Genomic DNA, 19,855 nt, shown 5'->3' on the forward strand with positions numbered 1-19,855 from the left:
GTCCGTGACCGCGAGATCCTCGGTGAAATCCGCACCGTGCATGCCGACAATCTCGGCGTCTACGCTGACCGCAAAGTCCACGCCCAACTACCCAGAAAGGGAATCGGCGTGGCCCGGTGCACCGTCGAGCGGTTGATGAAAGCTGATGGGCTGCAGGGGATAACGAGATCCAAGACGCGGAAGACCACGCACAGCGAGGGGGCCAAAACTCCGCAGCCGGCCGATCGTGTCGAACGGCAGTTCACCGCGGCGGCGCCCAACGCGCTGTGGGTGGCGGACCTGACCTACATCCGCACACATTCAGGGTGGGTGTATGCCGCGTTCATCCTCGACGTCTTCTCAAGGATGGTCGTGGGCTGGCAGGTCTCGACCACCATGCACACCGACCTCGCGCTCGACGCCTTGGATATGGGGTTGTGGGCGCGGTCGCGTGCCGGCCAGGGCGTGGCCGGGCTGATTCACCACTCCGACCGCGGAGTGCAGTATCGAGCCATCCGCTACACCGAACGTCTCGCCGAAGCAGACGCAGTGACTTCTGTTGGCTCCAAGGGTGATTCGTACGGCAATGCGATGGCCGAGGCGTTCAACTCGTTGTTCAAGGCCGAGTGTATCCGTAACCCAGTCATGCGCCCTCGCGGTGGCTGGGGCGGTGTCGGCGAGGTCGAGATCGCCGTCGCCGAGTACATCGACTGGTTCAATCACCGCCGCCTGCACGGCGAGATCGGGCACGTTCCGCCCGTCGAGTACGAGACCACCTACTGGTCGACCCACACAGTCACCAGCTACCGTGAGAACCCGGTCTCGGCAGTCGCTGGAACCAAGTAACCGAGCCCCCAGCAAACCCGGGGCGATTCAGTTCGCTGCCCGTCGCGAAACTCGGGAACGGGCCGACCCGCTCCGCCCATAGACACCACCGTCACATCCGAAGCACGCAGTCCCGCAATCACGGCCCGACTGATGTCACCCATCGGCTCTTCCCTTCTCTACCCAGTCACGCCCTGCGCCTGACTGCGCTCACCACCGTACCTCATCCGCCATACGCACGTGCAGTAGGTCAGCCAGTCGTGCGGAATGGAGCATCATTCAGATAGCTTGGCCGGGTGAACGAGATCGACATTGAGCCGATACGCGTGATGGGAACCGCAGCAGTGTCCGCCGCGCTCGGCATCAACCGCGTGGGCGCACAACAGCTCCTCGCCGGCGAAGTCGCTGGCGAGACGTACAAGGACGACCGTGGCGGCCTACAAGCGCTCGCATCCGCAATCGAGCGCCTCAAGAGTTGGCCCACGGTGGAACCGACCACGCCGACACTTCAGGTGAAAGTGACCGCAGCAACGTGGAGTGATTCAGAGGCCAGGTGGAGGGGCTGGCACAGGCGACTACCCACGCCGTTGCGGCGCGACGGCGTCCGAGGTTGGTGGGCAGTGCGCGAGCCAGACAAGCTACTCGGACGAACGTTCGTCGCCACTATGTCCGGGTTCGTTGTGGAGGTTGCGACGATCGTTGGCTACGAAACCGGTTATGGCAAAAGGATATTCACCCTTGAGGACCCTACTGATGATGCCTTGGACTTGTACTCCAACGTACGGCTCCCACCTCAGGCAGGCGCGATAATCGGCCTGTGGAACGTCAGCTGAGCTTGTGCCAGGAGGCCACCTGTGGAGCACTAGGCACCCGCCCTCCGTCGTCTGAGAAACTACTCGTCACAGGAACGAGGGGGAAGTAGATGCCAGACGAGATTGCTGTGAATCCGGAGCAGGTTCGTACGTACGGCGGCACAGTTGCAGATTCAGCTGGCGCCATCGCGAACTCGGCCTCACAGGCCGGTCTCACAGAGGCCGCTGGACTGGTCCGGGGCAGCAAGACCGCAGTCGCACTAGTAGGTCTGGACGCAATCGTTCAAGCTGCGATCTCACACGCTTCCCAGCAGCTGAGTCAGCTGGCACCGACTGTCGTAAACGCGGCTGATACTTACGTCGCCGCAGATACGGAGGCGAGCAAAGGCTTTCCTCCCGAAGGCGTACTGAACGTATGAGCACCCTAACTCGATCTGCTGTGCGTACGTGGGCTGCTCAAGCTGCTGCCGGCATTGCCCAGGAGTCCTTGGTGTCTCAAGCCCAAGTACTCGAGGCGTCGAGTAAGCGGACATACACGGAGGGCGGTTCACTCGGCACCTCTGGCGGTTGGACGGGACCTGCATACTCGACCGCCTTCTACACAGTCGAACAGTTCCACGAAACACACATCCGCACCGCCGATGTGATCTCCGAAGCCGGAGGCACAGCACACGGCGGCCTCACGGAGATGCATCACGCTGCGGTGACACTTCTCGCGCAGGCAGATGCCGCGGAGGCGAACCGATGCCTAGTGAGCGACAACTGGATTGTCACGGCCGTCGATCCCGGGGCTGAGGACGCCGAGGAGCGGGTCGCACTATGGCAGGGGCTCATCAACCGGGCGTACTACCAGTTGGTGGATGCCGACGACGCTAGTTCTGGGAAGATTCAGACCGTCGCGTTCCCACTCATTCTCGGCGCGCTAGCCGGAGCAAGCCTTCTTGAGATCGCCGCCCTTGCACTCATTGCCACAGCTGCCGTAGTGGGCGCAGCTCTTGCAATTAACTGGGCTATCGAGAACTTCCCCGACATCGACATCAACGAGCTGCTCAATCGCGCGGACATCGACACCAGCGGCGGGGGCAGCGGCGAGTGGGTCCCCGAAAACGAGTCAGGGTGGTCCAAACGCGCCGCCGACTACGAACGGCAGGTCACCGGTACCGATCCCGGTGTGACCTACAAGATCCCATCGGAGGACGCCCCGAGCGGCTCGGTGAAGGTCGACGGCATGGAGCCGGCTACCGACGACACGAAAGAGACCTGGATCGAAGCCAAGGGCGAGGGCTACGACTGGATGATCAAGGAGGACGGATCACTAAAGAAGACCACGTTCGCTGAGCAACTTCCTGATCAGTTGCAACGCCAATACGACGCTGCGGAGGAACACGACGCCGAAGTTGAGTGGCGCGTCGCCACCCCAGCACTCGAGAAGGCGGTAGAGAAGCAGATTGAAGACCTCGGACTCGGTGATCGAATCCGAGTCAAACACGTTCCACCGGAGAAATAGTCAATGACTTCAATCATCATCATCATCGGCGGCTGGGATTGGCGAGCTCAGTCCCTCGAATCCGTCGCCCAAGCCACGTCCAGCATGGTGTCGGCGATGCCGGACGAGCCATCCGGGAAGTGGGTGACACCACGCAAAGAAGGTGATGACTACATCTACGATTCGCTCGACGACGCTTCTGACATCTCCGATATCGCGACACGTATCGAACGAACTACGAGCGATGCTGTCGGAGGACGACGCCCCAAGCCTGGCTTCGACATCAAGCTCTACCTCCTCGACAACGCAGAGGAATATGCCGTCGAGTGCCGTATTCGCGCCGGGCTCGAAGGCCCGCGAGGTGTCCGCAACCATATCCTCGTCCGGCTCAACTTCAATACCGACGATCAACTCGTGGTGGCCCGTGCGGTCAAAGACCACATGGCCGCCCTCGTCCGAGCATGGCACCCCGACTACCTAAGCGCACACACCTACGAGTTCAGGAAGGCACAGGGTTGGGACTCGACTGCCAATCAGATCCCCGTCGGCTGGGACACCTACCTTAGCGATCGAACTCCGCTCGCCCACCAGATGCTGGTAGGCAGTCCCATTACGCAGACTCGGCAGGACGACGGTGTCTACTTCACACTGTCAGGAACACCGCAAGACCCGAGCATTGATCAAGCCCGCCTTTTGAGGAAGGCACTCGGATACGAGTGAGGTGGCCTAGCGACCCAAAAGCCCATGTCAGACATGTTTCGCCTCGGACGGAGCCACACAGCCGGGCTGCAGGACACCTTGGCTCCAGAAGTTCGACTGAACGAACCAATTGCCCTGTCGCCGGTGCGCCTGACGTGGTCTTTTGCTAGGTTTGCGTACGCTGCTGGCAGGCACCGCGCGGGATGGAGCCTGCCAGACCCTGAGGTGGGCCCTTCGTAGTGGTCCAGTTGTTGTGCGACTCTGTTGCCCGAGTGTTTGGGCAGGAAGAATCGACGACGACATGGCAGGTAGCAAGCGCCGGCGGCATACGCCGGATCAGATCATCCGCAAGCTGGCCGAGGGCAACAAGCTCCTCGGGACCGGGCAGGAGTTGGCTGAGGTGTGCCGGCATCTGGAGGTCACAGAGTCGACCTGGCATCGCTGGGTGGCCCAGTACGGGGGCATGAAGGCCAATGACGTCAAACGCCTCAAAGAACTCGAAGCTGAGAACGCTCGGCTCAAGAAGTTGGTCGCCAACCAGGCCCTCGATATCGACATGCTCAAGGAGATTTCGTCGGGAAACTTCTGACCCCGAACCGCAAGCGCAGCGCCGTGACGATGCTGCGTGAGCGGTTCGGGGTATCTGAGCGGCGAGCATGTGCTGTGGTGGGCATCCACCGCTCCACGATGCGACTGCACCCAGCGCCGATCACCGCGGAGGAAGCCGAGCTGCGGTCCTGGCTACGTGGGTTTTCCACCGACCGGCCCCGCTGGGGCTGGCGACGCGCCGCGATCGCCGCGCGCAAAGCGGGCTTCACGGTCAACAACAAACGCATCCGCCGCCTGTGGCGCGAGGAGGGGCTGCGAGTTCCCCAGCGCCGCAGGAAGAAACGGCTCACCGGAATCGGGACCGCGGTTGGGGCGATGTGCCCAATCCGGCCGAACGTGATCTGGGCGATGGACTTCCAATTCGACACCACCGCCGACGGCCGAACCATCAAAATGCTCAACGTGATCGACGAGTTCACCCGCGAAGCCCTGGCGATCCACGTCGACCGCGTCATCAACGCCGATGGCGTGGTTGACGTTCTCGACCGCCTGGCCCTGATACATGGTCCACCGHGCTACGTGCGGTTCGACAACGGACCGGAATTCGTCGCTCACGCCATCAACGACTGGTGCCGATTCAACGGCACCGGATCACTATTCATCGACCCCGGCTCCCCGTGGCAGAACGCCTGGATCGAATCGTTCAACGGCCGCCTGCGCGACGAGCTGCTCAACTCCTGGCGCTTTGACTCCCTGCGCGAAGCCCGGGTCATCATCGAAGACTGGAGGATCGACTACAACGCCAACCGACCCCATTCGGCCCACCACGGACTCACCCCCGCCGAGTTCGCCCTACAGTGGACCACGACCCACCAACCTCAAGCCGCATAGCGACTGGACCATCGAATGGGTCCCCCTCACTATTTGGCTCCTTTCGACGATGTGACCAGGTAACCTGCCGCCGCCCCTTCGAACCCTGCTCAAACTCGTGCCAGACCCTCCACAGGTGGGGCGCTGTCACGGACGTCAGTTCGGAGGTCTCCAAGTCGTGGATGGCCAGCGAACCATCCTCCAGCTCCACGGTGGCCCAGCGCCTCGGAGTGTTGATTCCAAATTGCCGTGCTCCCAGAGCTTCCGACAGTTCGTACAACAACTCGAATGGGGTGACATTCACCCGAGTTCGGACCTCTTTCGTCTGTGACCCAGCAGCAACTTCGAGTCCTAGCTTCGCAGCGATGTCATAAGTCGATTTAGCCAGGTAGGCCCCTACGAACTCCGCACCACCGTCGGTGATTGGTCGCACATCCACCGCCGCCGCACCGGGTGCCTCCAGCCCCGCTTTTGTAACACCCTTCACCCACCGTTCGAAGACACGGCTAGCAAATGCTTTCTGCGCCAACCAATCTCCGCCTACCACGCTGGACACGCCCATTTGACGCAACCGGTCCATCCAGTCACCGCGCAACGCCCGAGATAGACCGCCTGCGGTGAAGACAAGCGCATGAACGTGCAGATGCCAACCATGCCCACCGAGATGAGGTCTCCCGTAAGTCACTTCGACGGTACGGACGAGACCTGCAACGTCGAACAGTTCTGCATCGCCGAGCCGTCGAGGCCGAGTGGTCGAACGGGCCTCGCCTCCCTTGGTCCGCCATCGTCTAACTACGTTGCCTTGGCCATCTTGATCCTTCTCACCCGACCAAGACACCCCACCAAAGGTGGTACGCCATCCCCCGCTGAGACCACTCCAGAGCTCCGCCAGCCGATCGCCGGAACTGTGCCGCATGGTTAGCGTCATCAGATATACGGTCCCGCCATCGGCTTGACACTTCCTGATCGCCGACGCAACCTCCTCGCTACGAGACTGAGATATCACCGCCGAGCACCGCGGGCAAGCCCACACAGAGCCACAAGTCATTAGATTGCCGAAGCCGGCAACCGCCTCGCGACCTTCTCCGTGGGACCGCCGGATCGAAACAAACTGACCTACTCGGCTGCTCCTGGGCTGAGTCCCTCCATCACCGGGATCAGTATCTTGATGAATCGTCCTTCCACAACAACGAACTGACTTCAGAGTCGACGCACGCCACAGAAGTGCACGTGCCCCGTACCTCACCCGGCGACGATCCCCACGACTTAGCCCTCGGACGCCACCCGCCTTCTCCACCCGTGTGTCGCAACTACTCTGAGTACTACCAAGAGGGCCGCTCCGCGGCCCCGTCGGCACCTCCGCTGCGCGCGGGCTGGCGCCCGTGCTCGCTTCGGCGCCTCCGCCAGTTGCCGCGTCATCTCCCCGCTGCAACCCGAGTCCACTACCATCGGCAGCGGGCACTCCAAGTCGTGTTGATTGCATCTTCGTGCCTCCCGACCCCGGACCGATGGCGCGGTTCGGGGTCATCTCTTTGCAGGAGTACAAGCAGTGAGTCCGTGGCGGCACCGTGTCGGTATGGAGCCGCACGAAGCCACCTCTAGGCCGCTCTAGCCAGCGCTTAATAGCAGGTCAAGCCAGTTCTGACGCCCCCGACGAGGCGGGTTAAATATTCTCGTAATGAATAGGTCAGGGGTTCGATTCCCCTGGGCGGCTCCACCAGGATCGTGCGACCTTCAACAGCACGACGCCCCTAGCCGATCAGCACCCCTGCCACACACCCACCGGCGAACCGCCTACACCAAACCCTTAGCCGGTCAAAGATAATTGCGTGCCAGGAATGTCGGTGTTAATCCATTTGGATGACACGCCCTGGGCCCCCTGCTCCATAGACTCCTTCCGACTGTAGGAGGGTCCATTGGGGGCACGTCGGGGAGGAAAGCACCGGTCTCAACCGGCGCGAACTGCCACATCTTCTCGTAGACCATCGCGCGCAACAGCCACATCGCTGACGCTCAGCGCGTTGTCTCTCGGCACCGTCGTGCCGATCGCCGTCGCATCGACGAACGTCACCGCCGTCGTCGAATCCCTCATCGATCGTGAGATCGTGCGCGAGGCCACGCAACACGACAACACCAGCGACATGTTCCCTGACCTGCCCGACGGCACGGTCATGGTCGTCACCCCTGGGACCAACGACACCACGCTGATCCCGCGCAACCTGCCGTACGTCGGCGGGCGTCAGACGCTCATCATCAACTACCCCGAGTCCTTCGGACCCGTCATCGCCGGCCGCTCGAACAAGCTCGCACCGTTCGCGCCGGGCTACGACGAGTCCAAAGAACATGCGATGAACCAGAATCTGGCCGTCATGGCCGCGTTCGCCGACATGGGCGCGGACCGACCGTTCGTCGTCTACACCGGCTATTCACAGGGGGCCGATGCACTCGGTGACGCCGCCGAGAACCCGCGCGCCTATGACAATGACTTCCTGGTCCCGGGCAAGGACATGGTCGTCCTCGTCTCCGACCCGCGGAGCCCGTGGGGGATCAAGGCCTGGCTCGACACCATGCCGTTCCTGAAGCCATTCGTGGAGGTGGCCGGGATCGATGCCAACGGCGCCCGCGACCCCGGAGCCAGTGGCACCGTCAGAATCGTCTCGGTGATCGTCGTCGGCGACCCGGTCAGCAACTTCCAGTGGGTGGCGTACCGACCGGTCACGTCGCTCGTCGTCAACGCGGCGGGGTTCTTCACCATTCACTCGGGCAACGGTCCGCATATGTACGGCGACGTCGAGCGCCTGGGTGACCCGAAGGAGTTCACCGCCGGCAACACCACGTACCTCGTCTACGATGCAGCGCATCCTCTGGCGCTGCTCGTGGCCACTGTCTACGACGCGCTCGGAATCGCCTACGACAAGGATGCTCTCGCTCGTTGGGATGCGCTCGCCGAGGCCTACTACCCGACCCAGGCGCCGCATGCCGGAACCGCCGCAGTGCCGGTCACGGCTGCGGATTCGGTGAAACAGGACGCTTCTGGCGACGGATACACCGTCACCGTGCCGTCCGAGGTGGCGACCGGCGCGGAGAAGCCGGAGGGTCCGCCGGAAACGCGGGGGATCGTCCCGGTCGGCGCTGTGCCGCCGGCGGTCGACGACGCCCCCACCGATGACCGGGCGCCCGCCGCCGAGCGCGAGCCCGACCGCGGAGATACCGGCGACCGACCCGAAGGCTCCGACAAGCCGGATGCCGATCAGTCGGATTCGGGTTCCGAAGGAGCATCGGGTTCGGACAACGGCGAGTCCGGCGACAGCGGATCGTCGGATTCCGGCTCATCGGCCGGTGGTGACCACTCCCCGAGCACCAGTGTCGGCAACGATCGCGAGAAGTCCGACTCCTCCGAAACCGGTTCAGCCGGTGGGGATTCGTCGGGCCGCGAAGCCGCCTGATTCCCCACCGGCCGTGAGACTAGCTGGAGCCGAACAGGTTTCCTAGGCTGCCGTTACCCGAGTCGCCGCCCGCGTTGTCACCGCCGCCGTTATCTCCGCCGCCGTTGTCACCACCGCCGTTGTCACCACCGCCGTTGTCACCACCGCCGTTGTCACCACCGCCGTTATCTCCGCCACCGTTGTCACCACCGCCGTTATCTCCGCCACCGTTGTCACCACCGCCGTTGTCACCACCGCCGTTATCTCCGCCACCGTTGTCACCACCGCCGTTGTCACCACCGCCGGGGTTGTCCGCGGGCTTGCCGGTTCCGTTCACCTTGTAGACCTGGGCCCGGCCGTTGATCGTCAAACCTGTGGCCGTATCCGGCGTTGTGCACTCCTGGTAGATCGCATACGAGGTGTCGGTTCGGTTCGAGGCCCAGGTGCCGATCGCCAGCGCGTCCTTGGCGATGGACTGACCGTCCCAGACGATTTTCAGCGCACCCTCTGCCGCGTCCTCTCGAGCCTTGTCGAGCGCCGCAGATTCGATGCCCGAGGCAATGACCGTGTTGACGGCGGCCGCGCGAACATCAAGCTGACTTTCCTTGCTCGCTGCGTGGATCGACAGCCAGCAGGTCGCTGTTTTCGACGTCTCATTCTGCACGTTCACGGTCACCGTGCCGTTGGTGAGCGACTGGGTGTGCGGATAGTACGACGGCAAAATGAGGATCGCCGAGGCCTCTCCACTTCCGGTGAGTGCCACGGCGGCCCCGGCCGCCACTCCGATTCCTGCCAGTGCCAAGCGTGAGAGTCGCATGTGATCCCTTTCGTACGCATGATTCATTGCCCCGCGACGCGAGTCGCAGGGTGAGCCCGACGAAGCGATGTCGGGGGGAAATGATTGATCTGATTCCTACAGCCACGACGATGTGCCCAGCGCAGGGTTATGTCGGCGTGCGAAGTCACGCACGCCGAAGCGACGGCGGGGCCGACGAGCAGCGCTCGCCCCCCCGCCTATCGGGACCTATCCGAGCAGACCGCCGAACAGCCCGCTGAGGCTGCCGTTGCCCGAGTCGTCGGGCGAGTCAGGGGACTTGCCGGTTCCGGTCACCTTGTACTCCTGCGCGAGGCCGCTGAACGTCAGACCCAAAAGCGAATCGGAGGAGCAATCCTGATAGATCACGTACGACGCGTCGGCACGCCCGGATTTCCACGTTGCCGTGGACGAACCGTTCGACGAGATCGACTTCTTGGTCCACACCACCTTCAGCGCGTCTGCCTCAACTTCCTGGCGCGCCGCGGCGAGAAGCGTATCGCTGACCCCGCCGGCGAGGTGGGTGTTCACCTTGGCGACTGCCAGCTTGACCTGCGACTCCTTGCTCGCCTCGTGGACGGACAGATTGCACTTCACCGTCGACGACGTGTTGTTGTTCACCTTCACCGTCAGCGTTCCATTACTGAGCGACTGGGTGTGGGTGAACGAGGCCGGAATCAACAGCAGCGCGGACGCGCCTCCCGATCCGGAGAATGTCATCGCGGCTGCCGCTGCCAGCCCGAATCCCGCCGTCGCCACCTTGGTGAATCGCATTGTGATTGTGTACCTTTCCCAGCCCGAGATCCGTTGTGCTTCAGTCCCCCACAACACAACACAACGAATTGATTACGCCGGGACATTAGCAGACCGAATTGAACATTCGAAACACGAACGTTTGCCCAGGTCGGAATGATGACTCAATTTTGCTCTCACGAGATCAATCAGCGAAAATGTCTCATGAAATGGTTCAGATGACCCACTAACAATGCTTATTGTTACATTTCCTTCGAACGGATGACAATCTATCCGAGAGCCTGATCGATCAGGATTTCGGCGGCACTCCGGGCATCTTCGGCCGCTTTCGTGGTGCCGGCGATCGCCGCCGTCGTCTGTGCCCCTTCCGCCAGAATCGCCAGCTGAGCAGCCAGGCGCGACGGCCCGCCGAGCTCTGCGACCAGGCCGGCCACGTAGTCCTGGAATGCAGTCTTCTGCTTACGCACCGCCTCGGCGACCGACGGCAGCTCCCCACCCAACTCGCCGTAGGCGTTGATGAACGCGCAGCCCCGGAACTCGTCGGTGCCGAACCATCCGAGCAGGAAGTCGAAGATCGCCAGCAGCTTCTCCCGCGGCGTCGACAACCCTTCCGTGCAGGCGGCGACACCCGCATTCCACTGCCGGGTCCGGTCGTCGAGGACCGCGAGGATAAGCGCCTCCTTGGAGGGGAACAGCGAGTAGATCCTCTTGAGCGACACGCCTGCGGCGTCGCGGACCTTGTCCATCCCGACCGCGTGGACCCCGTAGGCGTTGAACAACTCGTCCGCGGCGCGAATGACCTGGTCGCGCGGGTCGACCGCGATGTCCTTCGAAGCTGCCACGATGCACCGTCCTCACTGGATTCCGAGTTACCCCTTGCGCGGGGAACGATCGTTCTCTAGTGTAGCAATCAGCCGGAGAACGAACGTTCTCCTCGGCTTCCATCCGACCCCTCGGGTCGCTGAACAAGAAAGAAGTGATCGCAATGGGCTACATCACCGTCGGCACCGAGAACACCACCGACATCGAGCTGTATTACGAGGACCACGGAACCGGTCAGCCGGTCGTGCTCATCCACGGTTACCCACTCGACGGCAACAGCTGGGAGCTACAGGCTCGCGAGCTGATCGACGCCGGCTACCGGGTCATCACCTACGACCGCCGGGGTTTCGGCAAGTCGAGCAAGGTCGGCACCGGCTACCACTACGACACCTTCGCCGCAGACCTGAACACCGTGCTCAAGACCCTCGACCTGCGTGACGTCATCCTGGTCGGATTCTCCATGGGCACAGGTGAACTCGCACGCTACGCCGGAACGTACGGGACCGAGCGGGTCGCCAAGTTCGCGTTCCTCGCTTCGCTCGAGCCGTTCCTGGTGAAGACCGACGACAACCCCGAGGGCGTCGACGCCGCGGTCTTCGACGGCATCGCTCAGGCCGCCAAGGAGAACCGGTACGCCTGGTACACCCAGTTCTACAAGGACTTCTACAACCTCGACGACACCCTCGGCACCCGCGTCACCCAGGAAGTCGTCGACGCCAACTGGATCACCGCTGTCGGCAGCGCACAGGTCGCGGCCTACGCCGTCGTCCCGACCTGGATCGAGGACTTCCGCGAGGACGTTGCCGCAGTTCGTGATTCGGGCAAGCCGACGCTGATCCTGCACGGCACCGCGGACAACATCCTGCCGATCGACGCCACCGGCCGTCGCTTCCACGATGCCGTCCCGGAGGCCGAATACGTCGAGATCGCGGGCGCTCCCCACGGTCTGCTGTGGACGCACGCCGCCGAGGTCAACGAGGCGCTGCTGGGGTTCGTCAAGAAGTGAGCCCACGCGCACGACGGCCGCCGGGCGGGGAGATCCCACCCGACGGCCGCTGCGTCGTTTCTACTTGCTGGTCTCGTCACCGGATTCGACGGACGCAGACTCGACGGGCGCCGACTCGTCGGACGATTCCTCGTCCGTGTCATCGGCGAGCGGGTCGTATCCGGGAACTCCTTCGAGGACGGTCAGTTCCTGATCGATGGCAGCCGAGACGGCCCTGGCCTCTTCCTTGATCTTGCGGATGAAGTCCGACATCGTCTGCTCCCTCGCTCATCGGCTGCACGGCCATCGACCGTGCACCAATGATAGGGCGGGTCACTTCTTCAGGTCGGGGTTCTCCTCGTAGACCTCCTTGATGAGCGACATGTCGAAGATGTCCTCGGCCTCGAGCGCGAAGCCGCCCTTGGCGAGGGCTTCGATGTTCTGCGCGATCAGTTCGTCGGTCATCGTGAGCAGGCCGTTGGCCTTGGTGTCCTCGGATACCACGAGGGTGTTCTGGGCGATGGCCTCCTTGGTCTGCTCGGCTTCGTCGAGGCCGAGGTCCTTGCCGTACTTGGTGACCGCGAGCCGTGCCGAACCCGCCGGGTCGGCCACCGCGTCGTACCAACCCTTGATGTCGGCTTTGAGGAAGGCCTTCACCTTGTCGCGTTCGTTGTCGATGGTGTCCTGCCGGACGACGAGCGTCTCGGCGACGAGCGGCAGGTTGAAATCGGCGAACAGGAAGTTGGCATTCGGGAAACCGCTCTCCTCCAGGGTGATCGGTTCGTTGGTCACATAGCTGACCCAGCCGTCGACCTCGCCGTTCTTCAGCGGCGTCGGGTCGTACTGGACGGTGATCTTCTGGATGTCGGCCTCGGTCATGTTGTTGGCGGTGAGCAGCGCCTGGAAGACGTTCTCGTTGGTCGCCTGGACGCCGATCTTGCGGCCCTTCATATCCTCGGGACTCAGAATCGGCTTGTCCGCCGACGACACAATGCAGAAGGGGTTGCGCTGGAACGTCGCAGCGACGGTCATCAGCTTCGCGCCCTGCAGGATCACCGGCGCGGTCAGCTGCGGCGAGGACATGCCGATCCACACCTTGTTCGACGTCAGACCGTTCTCGACACCGGTCCCCGCACCACCACCGGTGATCAGCTCGGGTGTGCCGAGACCCGCCTCCTCGAAGTAGCCGTTCTCGAGGGCGAAGTACTCACCCGCGAACTCGATGTTCTTCTGCCACGACAGTTGGACCTTCGGATTGGTCGAGCTCGTTCCCCCGCTCGCGGTGCCGCCGGAACTGCACGCCGACAGCGCGCCGGTCAGACCGAGGGCACCGGCGGCCGCGCCGCCCATCATCGAGTAGCGGAGGAACGACCGACGGTCGAAGGAGTTCGCCATGTGAGAATTACCTTTCGCCAGAAGCAGATCCGGTCGTGCGAGTGCTCGACCTCAGTTGTGCTGCATTCCCATCTGTGACAGGACGACAGTCTCGACGACACCCACCACGGCGTAGATGACGATCGAAGCCACGGTGATGACGAGGACCGAGGCCCACAGCTCGTCATAGGCCGCCGCGGGCAGGGCCCGCTGCAGGGACGCACCGAGACCCTTGTTGGTCCCCAACCATTCGGCGACCGTCGCGCCGATGAGCGCGCCCGGTACCGAAACCTTGGCCGCGCTGAACAGCGACGGCACCGCCGACGGAATCGCGGAGCGCCGCAAAGCCGTCCAGCGTCCGCCGCCGTACACGCTGATCACATCGGTGACCTGACGCGGCGCATTCGACAGCCCGGTCATGATCATCACGAGCGCGGGGAAGAACACGACGATCCCGCCCATCACCGCGACCACCGCGACGCCCCGACCCACGATGACGGTGATCAGCGGTGTCATCGCGACCAGCGGCACCGACCGGAGGAGCATCGCGATCGGCATGAACGTCTGTGCGGCCGACCGCGACACGACGAAGATCGCCGCCGTGGCGACCGCCGCGAGCATGCCGGCGACGAATCCGATTGCCGCATCCTGCAACGTGATCCAGAGATTGCCGAAGATCACGTTCCGAGCCGCCTGCGCGTCGGCATCGACGAAGAGATAGTCGAACACATCGACCGGTGTGCGCCCGATGATCGGCCCGATGTCGGGGAAGGCCAGCAGGAACAGCCACCAGATCACCAGGATCAGGGCGAACGACAGCAGCAGCGACCCGAGGAAACGTCCCGCCGCCCACAGACCGCCGGTTCCGAGGCCACCCGTTCCCACCTCGGTGCTCATCGTCCCGCCGCCGTTCCGTTCGACCAGGCCGTCGCATACTTGGCGATCACCGCGACCACGGCGTAACCGATGCCCGCAACCGCTCCGCTGATCAGGGCGATGGCCCACACCTGCGGGATGTTGCCGCTCTGCTGGGCGATGATCATCGCCGGTCCGGCACCGGTCTCGGGCATCGCGAGGAACTCACCGAGCACCGCGCCGAGCACAGCGGCCGGAGCAGCGATCTTGATGGCGGCCAGCGTGTTCGGCAATGCGGCGACGGAGCGCACCCGCCACAGCTGCGCGAAGCGGCCACCGCCGTAGACCTTGACGAGGTCGAGACTTCCGGCATGCGGTGAGCGCAAACCCGACAGCGTCCCGATCATCGTCGTGAAGAACACCGAGATGGCGGCGAGGAAGACGATCATCGTCGTCACCTCGGCGAAGGCCACCTGGATGATCGGCGCGACCGCGATGATCGGCGTGCAGTACGACAGGATCGCGAGCTGGGTCGCGAGACCCTCCACCGGCGGGAACAAGATCACGACCACGGCAAGGGCGATCGCGAGCCCGTTGCCCCAGAGGAAACCGCGGAGCGCGAGTTCGACTGTCAGCGAGAAGTTGTCGACGTAGTAGGAGGAACCGGTGCCGCCGATCTCGGCGAGCACCGACCACGGCGTCGGGATCGTTCCGCCGAACAACTCCAGCGCGCCGGCGATCCACCACACCACGATGAGCCCGACGATTCCCCCGAGACCGGCCACCCATCGGACCGACCCGAATCTAGCCACTCACACCCTCCGCAACAGGTTCCGGTGCAACGTCTTCGACCGGTTCGGTGGTCGCCTGCTTGCCGAACAGGAGTCCGGAGAGGTGGTCATGTATCGCATGGAACTCGGGCGTACGCATCATCTCCGGGACACGGGGACGCGGCAGATCGATGGGAACCACCTCCACGACCGTGCCCGGACGTGGACTCATGACCGCGACCACGTCGGAGAGGAAGACCGCCTCCGCGATGCCGTGTGTGACCATCAGCGTGGTCGCCGGCTTCTCGGTCCAGATGCGCAGCAGCTCGACGTTGAGCCGCTGCCGGGTCATGTCGTCGAGTGCGCCGAACGGTTCGTCGAGCAGCAGGGCAGTCGGTTTCACCACCAGCGCGCGAGCGATCGAAACACGTTGACGCATACCGCCGGAGAGCATCGCGGGCTTCGACTTCTCGAAACCCTCGAGGCCGACCAGTTCGATCAGGTCGGCGACGAGGTCGTCGTCGGCCGGCATGCCGCCGACCTGCAGCGGCAGCTTGATGTTGGACTCCACCGACCGCCACGGCAGCAGCGCCGAGTCCTGGAAAGCGATGCCCAGCTCATGATTTCGCTGGAGATCCTGGGGCGAGTGACCGTTCATCAGCGCGGTCCCCGAAGTCGCGTCCTCGAGGCCGGCGAGGATGCGCAGCACCGTCGACTTGCCGCAGCCCGACGGGCCGAGCAACGACAGGAAGGAACCCTCCGACGTGCTCAGCGAGACGTCGGACAACGCGGTAACCGTCGAACTCCCGCGCAACGAGCGGGAGGTGAACGTCTTGGTCAGTCCAGAGATGTTGATCCCCGTACCCAGGGGGCGTGTCATGACCGGAGACGTTAAAGAGGCCGTGTTGCTGGCGGATTACCGTCTCGTAAGAGTCCCGCCGTGGTCAGTCGGCGAACATCTGCGCGTACGGGCCCGACAGCGCCGGATAGTAGGCATCCCAGTCCACCGCGTCGACGCCGCTGCCTGATTCGGCCGCGACGAGCCGATCGAGGTAGTACTCCCACCCGGGGCCGACGTTCTCGGCCATCTCGGGGCGCGGAAGTCCCTGCGCGAACGTGAGTGTGGTCGTCCCATCGACCTCGGTGAGATCCAACTCCAGCCGCCACACGTCGTCGGGTCCGCCCTCGGGATCGGGCGACTTCGATTCGACGACGAGTCGGTTCGGCGGCTCGCATTCCAGAATGGACATTCGCTCCGGCGCCGCGTCCTCACCCTCGGCGGTCATGCGGAAATCGACGAAACCTTCGGTCGGATCGCCGTCCCAGGTCCCCACCCACCGTTCCAGCCGTCCGGGTTCGGTGATGGCCGCCCACACCGCGGCGACAGGCGCTGCGAAGGTTCGCTCGAGGACCACGTAGGACACCCCGTCGCGGATCTCACGGCGGCCGGTGGCCGTCACGTCGGCATTCATCCTGTCTCCTTCTGTTCGCCGGTCTGGTTGCCCGGGTCGTCGAACTCCCGCACGGTGCGTCGAACCTCGAGATCGAGCGCGTCGAGATGATGCTCACCGAACGGCGGCGTTGCCCCCGACGCCAGTCCGTCGAGCCAGTCGCGCAGCGGCGCCAGTCCGCCGGGCACGAGTTCGTAGTGCCGCTCGCGGCCGTGGTCGACGGCCGAGACGACGCCGGCCTCGCCGAGGACCCGTAGGTGACGCGAGATCGCGGGACGGCTGACCGGATGTTCGGCCGCCAGATCGACGACACGCGCGGGGCGCTGCGCGAGACGTTCGACGAGTGCCCGACGGGTCGGGTCGGCGATCGCCTCGAATGCATCCACCCACTATTGGTAACACATAAGTTACCAATAGTGGGTGGATCGGCGAAAATCGTGATCCAACTGAATTTCTAGGCGTCGACCTTGCGCTTGAGTGCCAACCCGATCCGGGCAACCATGTCGTCCACCGCGAACTTGGGTTTGACGTTCATGTCCAGCGCCTCACGACAGTCGAGGACGGCCTCGACGCAGGCCAGCAACTGCTCGGGGCGGGCGTAGCCGGCCAGGGGTATCGAGATGTCATCGGACTTGTCGGGGTGCATCGCGGTCACCTTCGCCCCGACCCCGACGACGAGCGCGTCGCGGAAGAGCGCGGCGAGGTCGACGAGGGCGCGGTCGAGGACGTCGCGTCCGACGCGCGTGGCCCGCGACTTCTGTCGCTTCTCCAGCTCCTTGAGCGCGCCGGCACTACCGCGGGGCATCCGGGCGGTCCCCTTGCCGGTACCGCCCGCACCGAGCGCGGTCTTCATCTCCTCGGTCTCGGCCTCGTCGAGTTCCGCGCTGATCGCCTTGGCCGCGGTCTCCGCCGAACGCACCAGCTCCTCGGCCGCGGCGTATGCCGTCGAATCCCGGGAAGCCGCCCGCGCCAGCGACAGCGCCTTCTCCCGCTGAGAACGGGCGTCGGGGTCGGTGGCGAGGCGCCGGGCGCGACCGATGTGGCCGCCGCAGACCGACGCCGCCCAGCGGGCCTGGTCAGGGTCGAGGCCGTCGCGTTCGATCAGGACCCGTTCGATGGCCGCGGGTGTCGGCGACACCAGCGCGACGTGCCGGCATCGCGATCGGAGGGTGACCGAGATGTCCTCGGGGTCCACCGACGGCGCGCACAGCAGGAAGACGGTCCGGGGTGGCGGCTCCTCGACGACCTTCAGCAGGGCGTTCGCGGCCTGCTCGGTGAGGCGGTCGGCGTCCTCCACGATCACGATCTGCCAGCGGCCGGTCCCGGGGCGTCGAGCAGCGGCCTGGACGATGTCGCGCATCGCGTTGACCGCCAGACTCAGACCCTCGGGCACCACGTGCCGGACGTCGGCGTGGGTCTTGGCCATCACCGTCACACAAGCGCGGCACTCGCCGCAGCCGACGTTCGCCGACTCGGGCGACTGGCACTGCAGGGCGGCCGCGAAACACGTCGCCGCGACCGAACGACCGCTTCCGGGCGGCCCGGTGAACAACCAGGAGTGCGTCATCGACGCGCGTGACCACCCCGCGTCGACGCCCGGGATCTCGTCGTCGGGCACGAACAGGCCCTCGCTGCTGCCCGCGTCGAGCTGCTGCGCGAGGACCCGCGCGGCACGCGCCGCGGCGCGCAGATCGTCCGCGATCGCCTCTTGGCCGGTCAGCCGATCAAAGACATTGGTCACAACGACACCCTAAACCGCAGTTCGGACACGCCAACCTGGCGGAACCGTGTTTAACGATTGCAAGCAGCCAGCTACCGTAGTCTCCGTGGTGGAACAGCGGTCGCGGTGGTCCAAGGTCCTGCACCTTGGCCGATGGCTGATTCATACGCCGTGGCCGATCCTCGCGCTCGACATGCTCCGTGCGAATCTCGTCGGCGCACTGTTCACCTTCGCATTCCTCCGCTTCGGGATGCCACTCCAGGATTCGATCAGCCTCGACGAGATCACCGCGCTGAACCAGGTGATCTTCGCGGGCTACCTCATGATCGCGATGGTCATCGGCGGCTACGCCAGCATCCAGCTGTCGCTGCCCGTCCTCGTGTGGCATCGCCGACGCACCCGACTCGACAACGAGGCCGCCCGACGCCGCGCCCTCGCCCTGCCGACGCTACTGACGGTCGTCAACGCCGCGCTGTGGGTGGTGGGCGGCACGCTCTTCACTCTGGTCAACCTGACCGTGTCGTCGAAAAACGCCTTCATCGTCGCCATCGCGAGCGCCATCGGTGCGATGGTCACCTGCGCCCTGAGCTACATGCAGGCCGAGAAGGTGATGCGTCCGATCACCGTCGCCGCGATGGCCAACAACCCCGACCATGCGATCGCCCCGAGCGTCACCACCCGTATTACGGCGTTCTGGGTGATCAGCGTCGTTGCGCCCATGGTCGTGATCATCGGCCTGATCGTGCTGCACCGGTTGGGCATCTTCGAGGGCGACTCCACCGGCCTCGAGCGTCCGATCCTGTGGATGGCGGTGTCGGCCCTCGCGTTCAGCGTCATCGCGATCGTGCGCGTGGTCGCCGCGATCAACGACCCGATCAAGCAGTTGCGTCGCGCCCAGTCGAAGGTCAGCGAGGGCGACCTGAATGTCGCGGTGAAGATCTACGACGGCAGCGACCTCGGCCTGCTGCAGGCCGGCTTCAACGACATGGTCGCCGACCTGCGCGAACGACAGGAACTACGTAACCTGTTCGGCCGCTACGTCGGCGAGGACGTCGCCCGACGCGCCATCGAGACCGGTACCGAACTCGGCGGCGAGGAACGCTACGTCGGCGTGCTGTTCGTCGACATCGTCGGTTCGACGCGCCTGGCCGTGAACCGTCCGCCGCGCGAGATCGTCGAGCTGCTCAACGAGTTCTTCCGGGTGGTCGTGACCGTCGTCGGACGCCATGGCGGCTTCGTCAACAAGTTCCAGGGTGACGCGGCGCTCGCGATCTTCGGCGCTCCCCTCGACCTCGACGACTTCGCCGGTCGCGCGCTGGCCTCCGCCCGCGAGCTGCGTGCCGAGCTGTACCAGACCCTCGGCGACACCGACATCGGCATCGGCGTCTCCGCAGGCAAGGCGATCGCCGGTCACATCGGCGCCGAGCAGCGCCTCGAGTACACCGTCATCGGCGACCCGGTGAACGAGGCCGCCCGCCTCACCGAACTCGCGAAGGACGAGCCCACCCGCGTGCTGGGTTCGGCCCGTGCGGTGTTCCTGGCCTCGCACCAGGAGGCCGAGCACTGGGAGATCGGCGAGGGCGTCGAACTCCGCGGACGCGGGATCGAGACCCTCCTCGCCCGCCCGCACATGGAGCCGTACCGCAGGGACTGACCTCGATACGGT

Annotated in this window: 20 protein-coding genes and 1 tRNA gene; 10 read left to right on the top strand and 11 right to left on the bottom strand. The window is 64.4% G+C overall.

The genetic code is table 11. The annotated features are described in order from the left end of the window. The 8 genes from LQD00_RS02995 to LQD00_RS03025 all read left to right on the top strand — a co-directional run. On the top strand, positions 1–825 hold an 825-nt coding region (locus tag LQD00_RS02995; protein WP_232715609.1), incomplete at its 5' end, for an IS3 family transposase. A 275-nt stretch (positions 826–1,100) separates the two neighbouring features. Beyond that, complete coding sequence (locus LQD00_RS03000) at positions 1,101–1,637, top strand: hypothetical protein (RefSeq protein WP_232715610.1); 537 nt, start codon at positions 1,101–1,103, stop codon at positions 1,635–1,637. Between the two features lie 89 nt (positions 1,638–1,726). Next, the gene (locus LQD00_RS22855; protein WP_406566944.1) at positions 1,727–2,035 is read left to right on the top strand and encodes a type VII secretion target; all 309 of its coding nucleotides are present in this window, start codon (positions 1,727–1,729) and stop codon (positions 2,033–2,035) included. Positions 2,036–2,106: 71 nt separating this feature from the next. Continuing rightward, positions 2,107–3,123, top strand: coding sequence for a Tox-REase-5 domain-containing protein (locus LQD00_RS03005; protein WP_232715611.1), 1,017 nt, complete (start codon positions 2,107–2,109; stop codon positions 3,121–3,123). Positions 3,124–3,126: 3 nt separating this feature from the next. Beyond that, positions 3,127–3,822 carry an immunity 52 family protein gene (locus tag LQD00_RS03010; RefSeq protein ID WP_232715612.1) on the top strand — a complete coding sequence of 232 codons (696 nt, stop codon included), beginning with the start codon at positions 3,127–3,129 and terminating at the stop codon, positions 3,820–3,822. A 280-nt stretch (positions 3,823–4,102) separates the two neighbouring features. Further along, positions 4,103–5,241 (top strand): IS3 family transposase gene (locus tag LQD00_RS03015; protein WP_232715613.1). Its coding sequence is split into 2 segments (ribosomal slippage): positions 4,103–4,373 and positions 4,373–5,241, totalling 1,140 coding nucleotides; the frame shifts between segments, so codons are not numbered across the junction. A gap of 1,581 nt (positions 5,242–6,822) precedes the next feature. Beyond that, positions 6,823–6,937: transfer RNA gene (locus LQD00_RS03020), tRNA-OTHER, on the top strand. A gap of 304 nt (positions 6,938–7,241) precedes the next feature. After that, positions 7,242–8,666: an ICP22 family protein gene (locus tag LQD00_RS03025; RefSeq protein ID WP_232715614.1), complete on the top strand. Its 1,425-nt coding sequence runs from the start codon at positions 7,242–7,244 to the stop codon at positions 8,664–8,666. A 19-nt stretch (positions 8,667–8,685) separates the two neighbouring features. Here the strand turns inward: LQD00_RS03025 and LQD00_RS03030 are convergent, their stop codons facing one another. The 3 genes from LQD00_RS03030 to LQD00_RS03040 all read right to left on the bottom strand — a co-directional run bounded on the left by LQD00_RS03030 (position 8,686) and on the right by LQD00_RS03040 (position 11,054). After that, positions 8,686–9,408, bottom strand: coding sequence for a hypothetical protein (locus tag LQD00_RS03030; protein WP_232715615.1), 723 nt, complete (start codon positions 9,406–9,408; stop codon positions 8,686–8,688). Positions 9,409–9,669: 261 nt separating this feature from the next. Further along, positions 9,670–10,233 carry a hypothetical protein gene (locus tag LQD00_RS03035; RefSeq protein WP_006866641.1) on the bottom strand — a complete coding sequence of 188 codons (564 nt, stop codon included), beginning with the start codon at positions 10,231–10,233 and terminating at the stop codon, positions 9,670–9,672. Positions 10,234–10,481: 248 nt separating this feature from the next. Further along, positions 10,482–11,054 (bottom strand): TetR/AcrR family transcriptional regulator, encoded by a 573-nt coding sequence (locus LQD00_RS03040; RefSeq protein WP_232715616.1) that lies wholly within the window; start codon positions 11,052–11,054, stop codon positions 10,482–10,484. 143 nt (positions 11,055–11,197) lie between these two features. Between LQD00_RS03040 and LQD00_RS03045 the strand changes: the two genes are divergently transcribed. Further along, positions 11,198–12,040, top strand: coding sequence for an alpha/beta fold hydrolase (locus LQD00_RS03045; protein WP_232715617.1), 843 nt, complete (start codon positions 11,198–11,200; stop codon positions 12,038–12,040). A gap of 60 nt (positions 12,041–12,100) precedes the next feature. Here LQD00_RS03045 and LQD00_RS03050 read toward each other — a convergent pair whose 3' ends face one another. The 8 genes from LQD00_RS03050 to LQD00_RS03085 all read right to left on the bottom strand — a co-directional run bounded on the left by LQD00_RS03050 (position 12,101) and on the right by LQD00_RS03085 (position 18,210). Then, a complete protein-coding gene (locus LQD00_RS03050; protein WP_232715618.1) occupies positions 12,101–12,292 on the bottom strand; it encodes a hypothetical protein in 192 nt (63 codons plus the stop codon). Positions 12,293–12,352: 60 nt separating this feature from the next. Further along, complete coding sequence (locus LQD00_RS03055; protein WP_232715619.1) at positions 12,353–13,414, bottom strand: ABC transporter substrate-binding protein; 1,062 nt, start codon at positions 13,412–13,414, stop codon at positions 12,353–12,355. Between the two features lie 51 nt (positions 13,415–13,465). Next, the gene (locus LQD00_RS03060; protein ID WP_232715620.1) at positions 13,466–14,290 is read right to left on the bottom strand and encodes an ABC transporter permease; all 825 of its coding nucleotides are present in this window, start codon (positions 14,288–14,290) and stop codon (positions 13,466–13,468) included. Then, positions 14,287–15,060 (bottom strand): ABC transporter permease, encoded by a 774-nt coding sequence (locus LQD00_RS03065; RefSeq protein WP_232715621.1) that lies wholly within the window; start codon positions 15,058–15,060, stop codon positions 14,287–14,289. Before LQD00_RS03065 ends, LQD00_RS03060 begins: the two co-directional genes overlap by 4 nt. Beyond that, entirely contained in the window at positions 15,053–15,898 is an 846-nt protein-coding gene (locus tag LQD00_RS03070; protein ID WP_232715622.1) for an ABC transporter ATP-binding protein, read from the bottom strand. Before LQD00_RS03070 ends, LQD00_RS03065 begins: the two co-directional genes overlap by 8 nt. Before the next feature lie 64 nt (positions 15,899–15,962). Next, positions 15,963–16,490 carry an SRPBCC domain-containing protein gene (locus LQD00_RS03075; RefSeq protein ID WP_232715623.1) on the bottom strand — a complete coding sequence of 176 codons (528 nt, stop codon included), beginning with the start codon at positions 16,488–16,490 and terminating at the stop codon, positions 15,963–15,965. Further along, entirely contained in the window at positions 16,487–16,855 is a 369-nt protein-coding gene (locus LQD00_RS03080) for an ArsR/SmtB family transcription factor (protein WP_232715624.1), read from the bottom strand. Before LQD00_RS03080 ends, LQD00_RS03075 begins: the two co-directional genes overlap by 4 nt. 68 nt (positions 16,856–16,923) lie before the next feature. Continuing rightward, a complete protein-coding gene (locus LQD00_RS03085; protein ID WP_232715625.1) occupies positions 16,924–18,210 on the bottom strand; it encodes a DNA polymerase III subunit delta' in 1,287 nt (428 codons plus the stop codon). Between the two features lie 172 nt (positions 18,211–18,382). Between LQD00_RS03085 and LQD00_RS03090 the strand changes: the two genes are divergently transcribed. Further along, positions 18,383–19,843 carry an adenylate/guanylate cyclase domain-containing protein gene (locus tag LQD00_RS03090; protein ID WP_232715694.1) on the top strand — a complete coding sequence of 487 codons (1,461 nt, stop codon included), beginning with the start codon at positions 18,383–18,385 and terminating at the stop codon, positions 19,841–19,843. Positions 19,844–19,855: the final 12 nt, after the last annotated feature.

This window comes from Gordonia metallireducens (assembly GCF_021245825.1).
Classification (GTDB): Bacteria; Actinomycetota; Actinomycetes; order Mycobacteriales; family Mycobacteriaceae; genus Gordonia; species Gordonia namibiensis.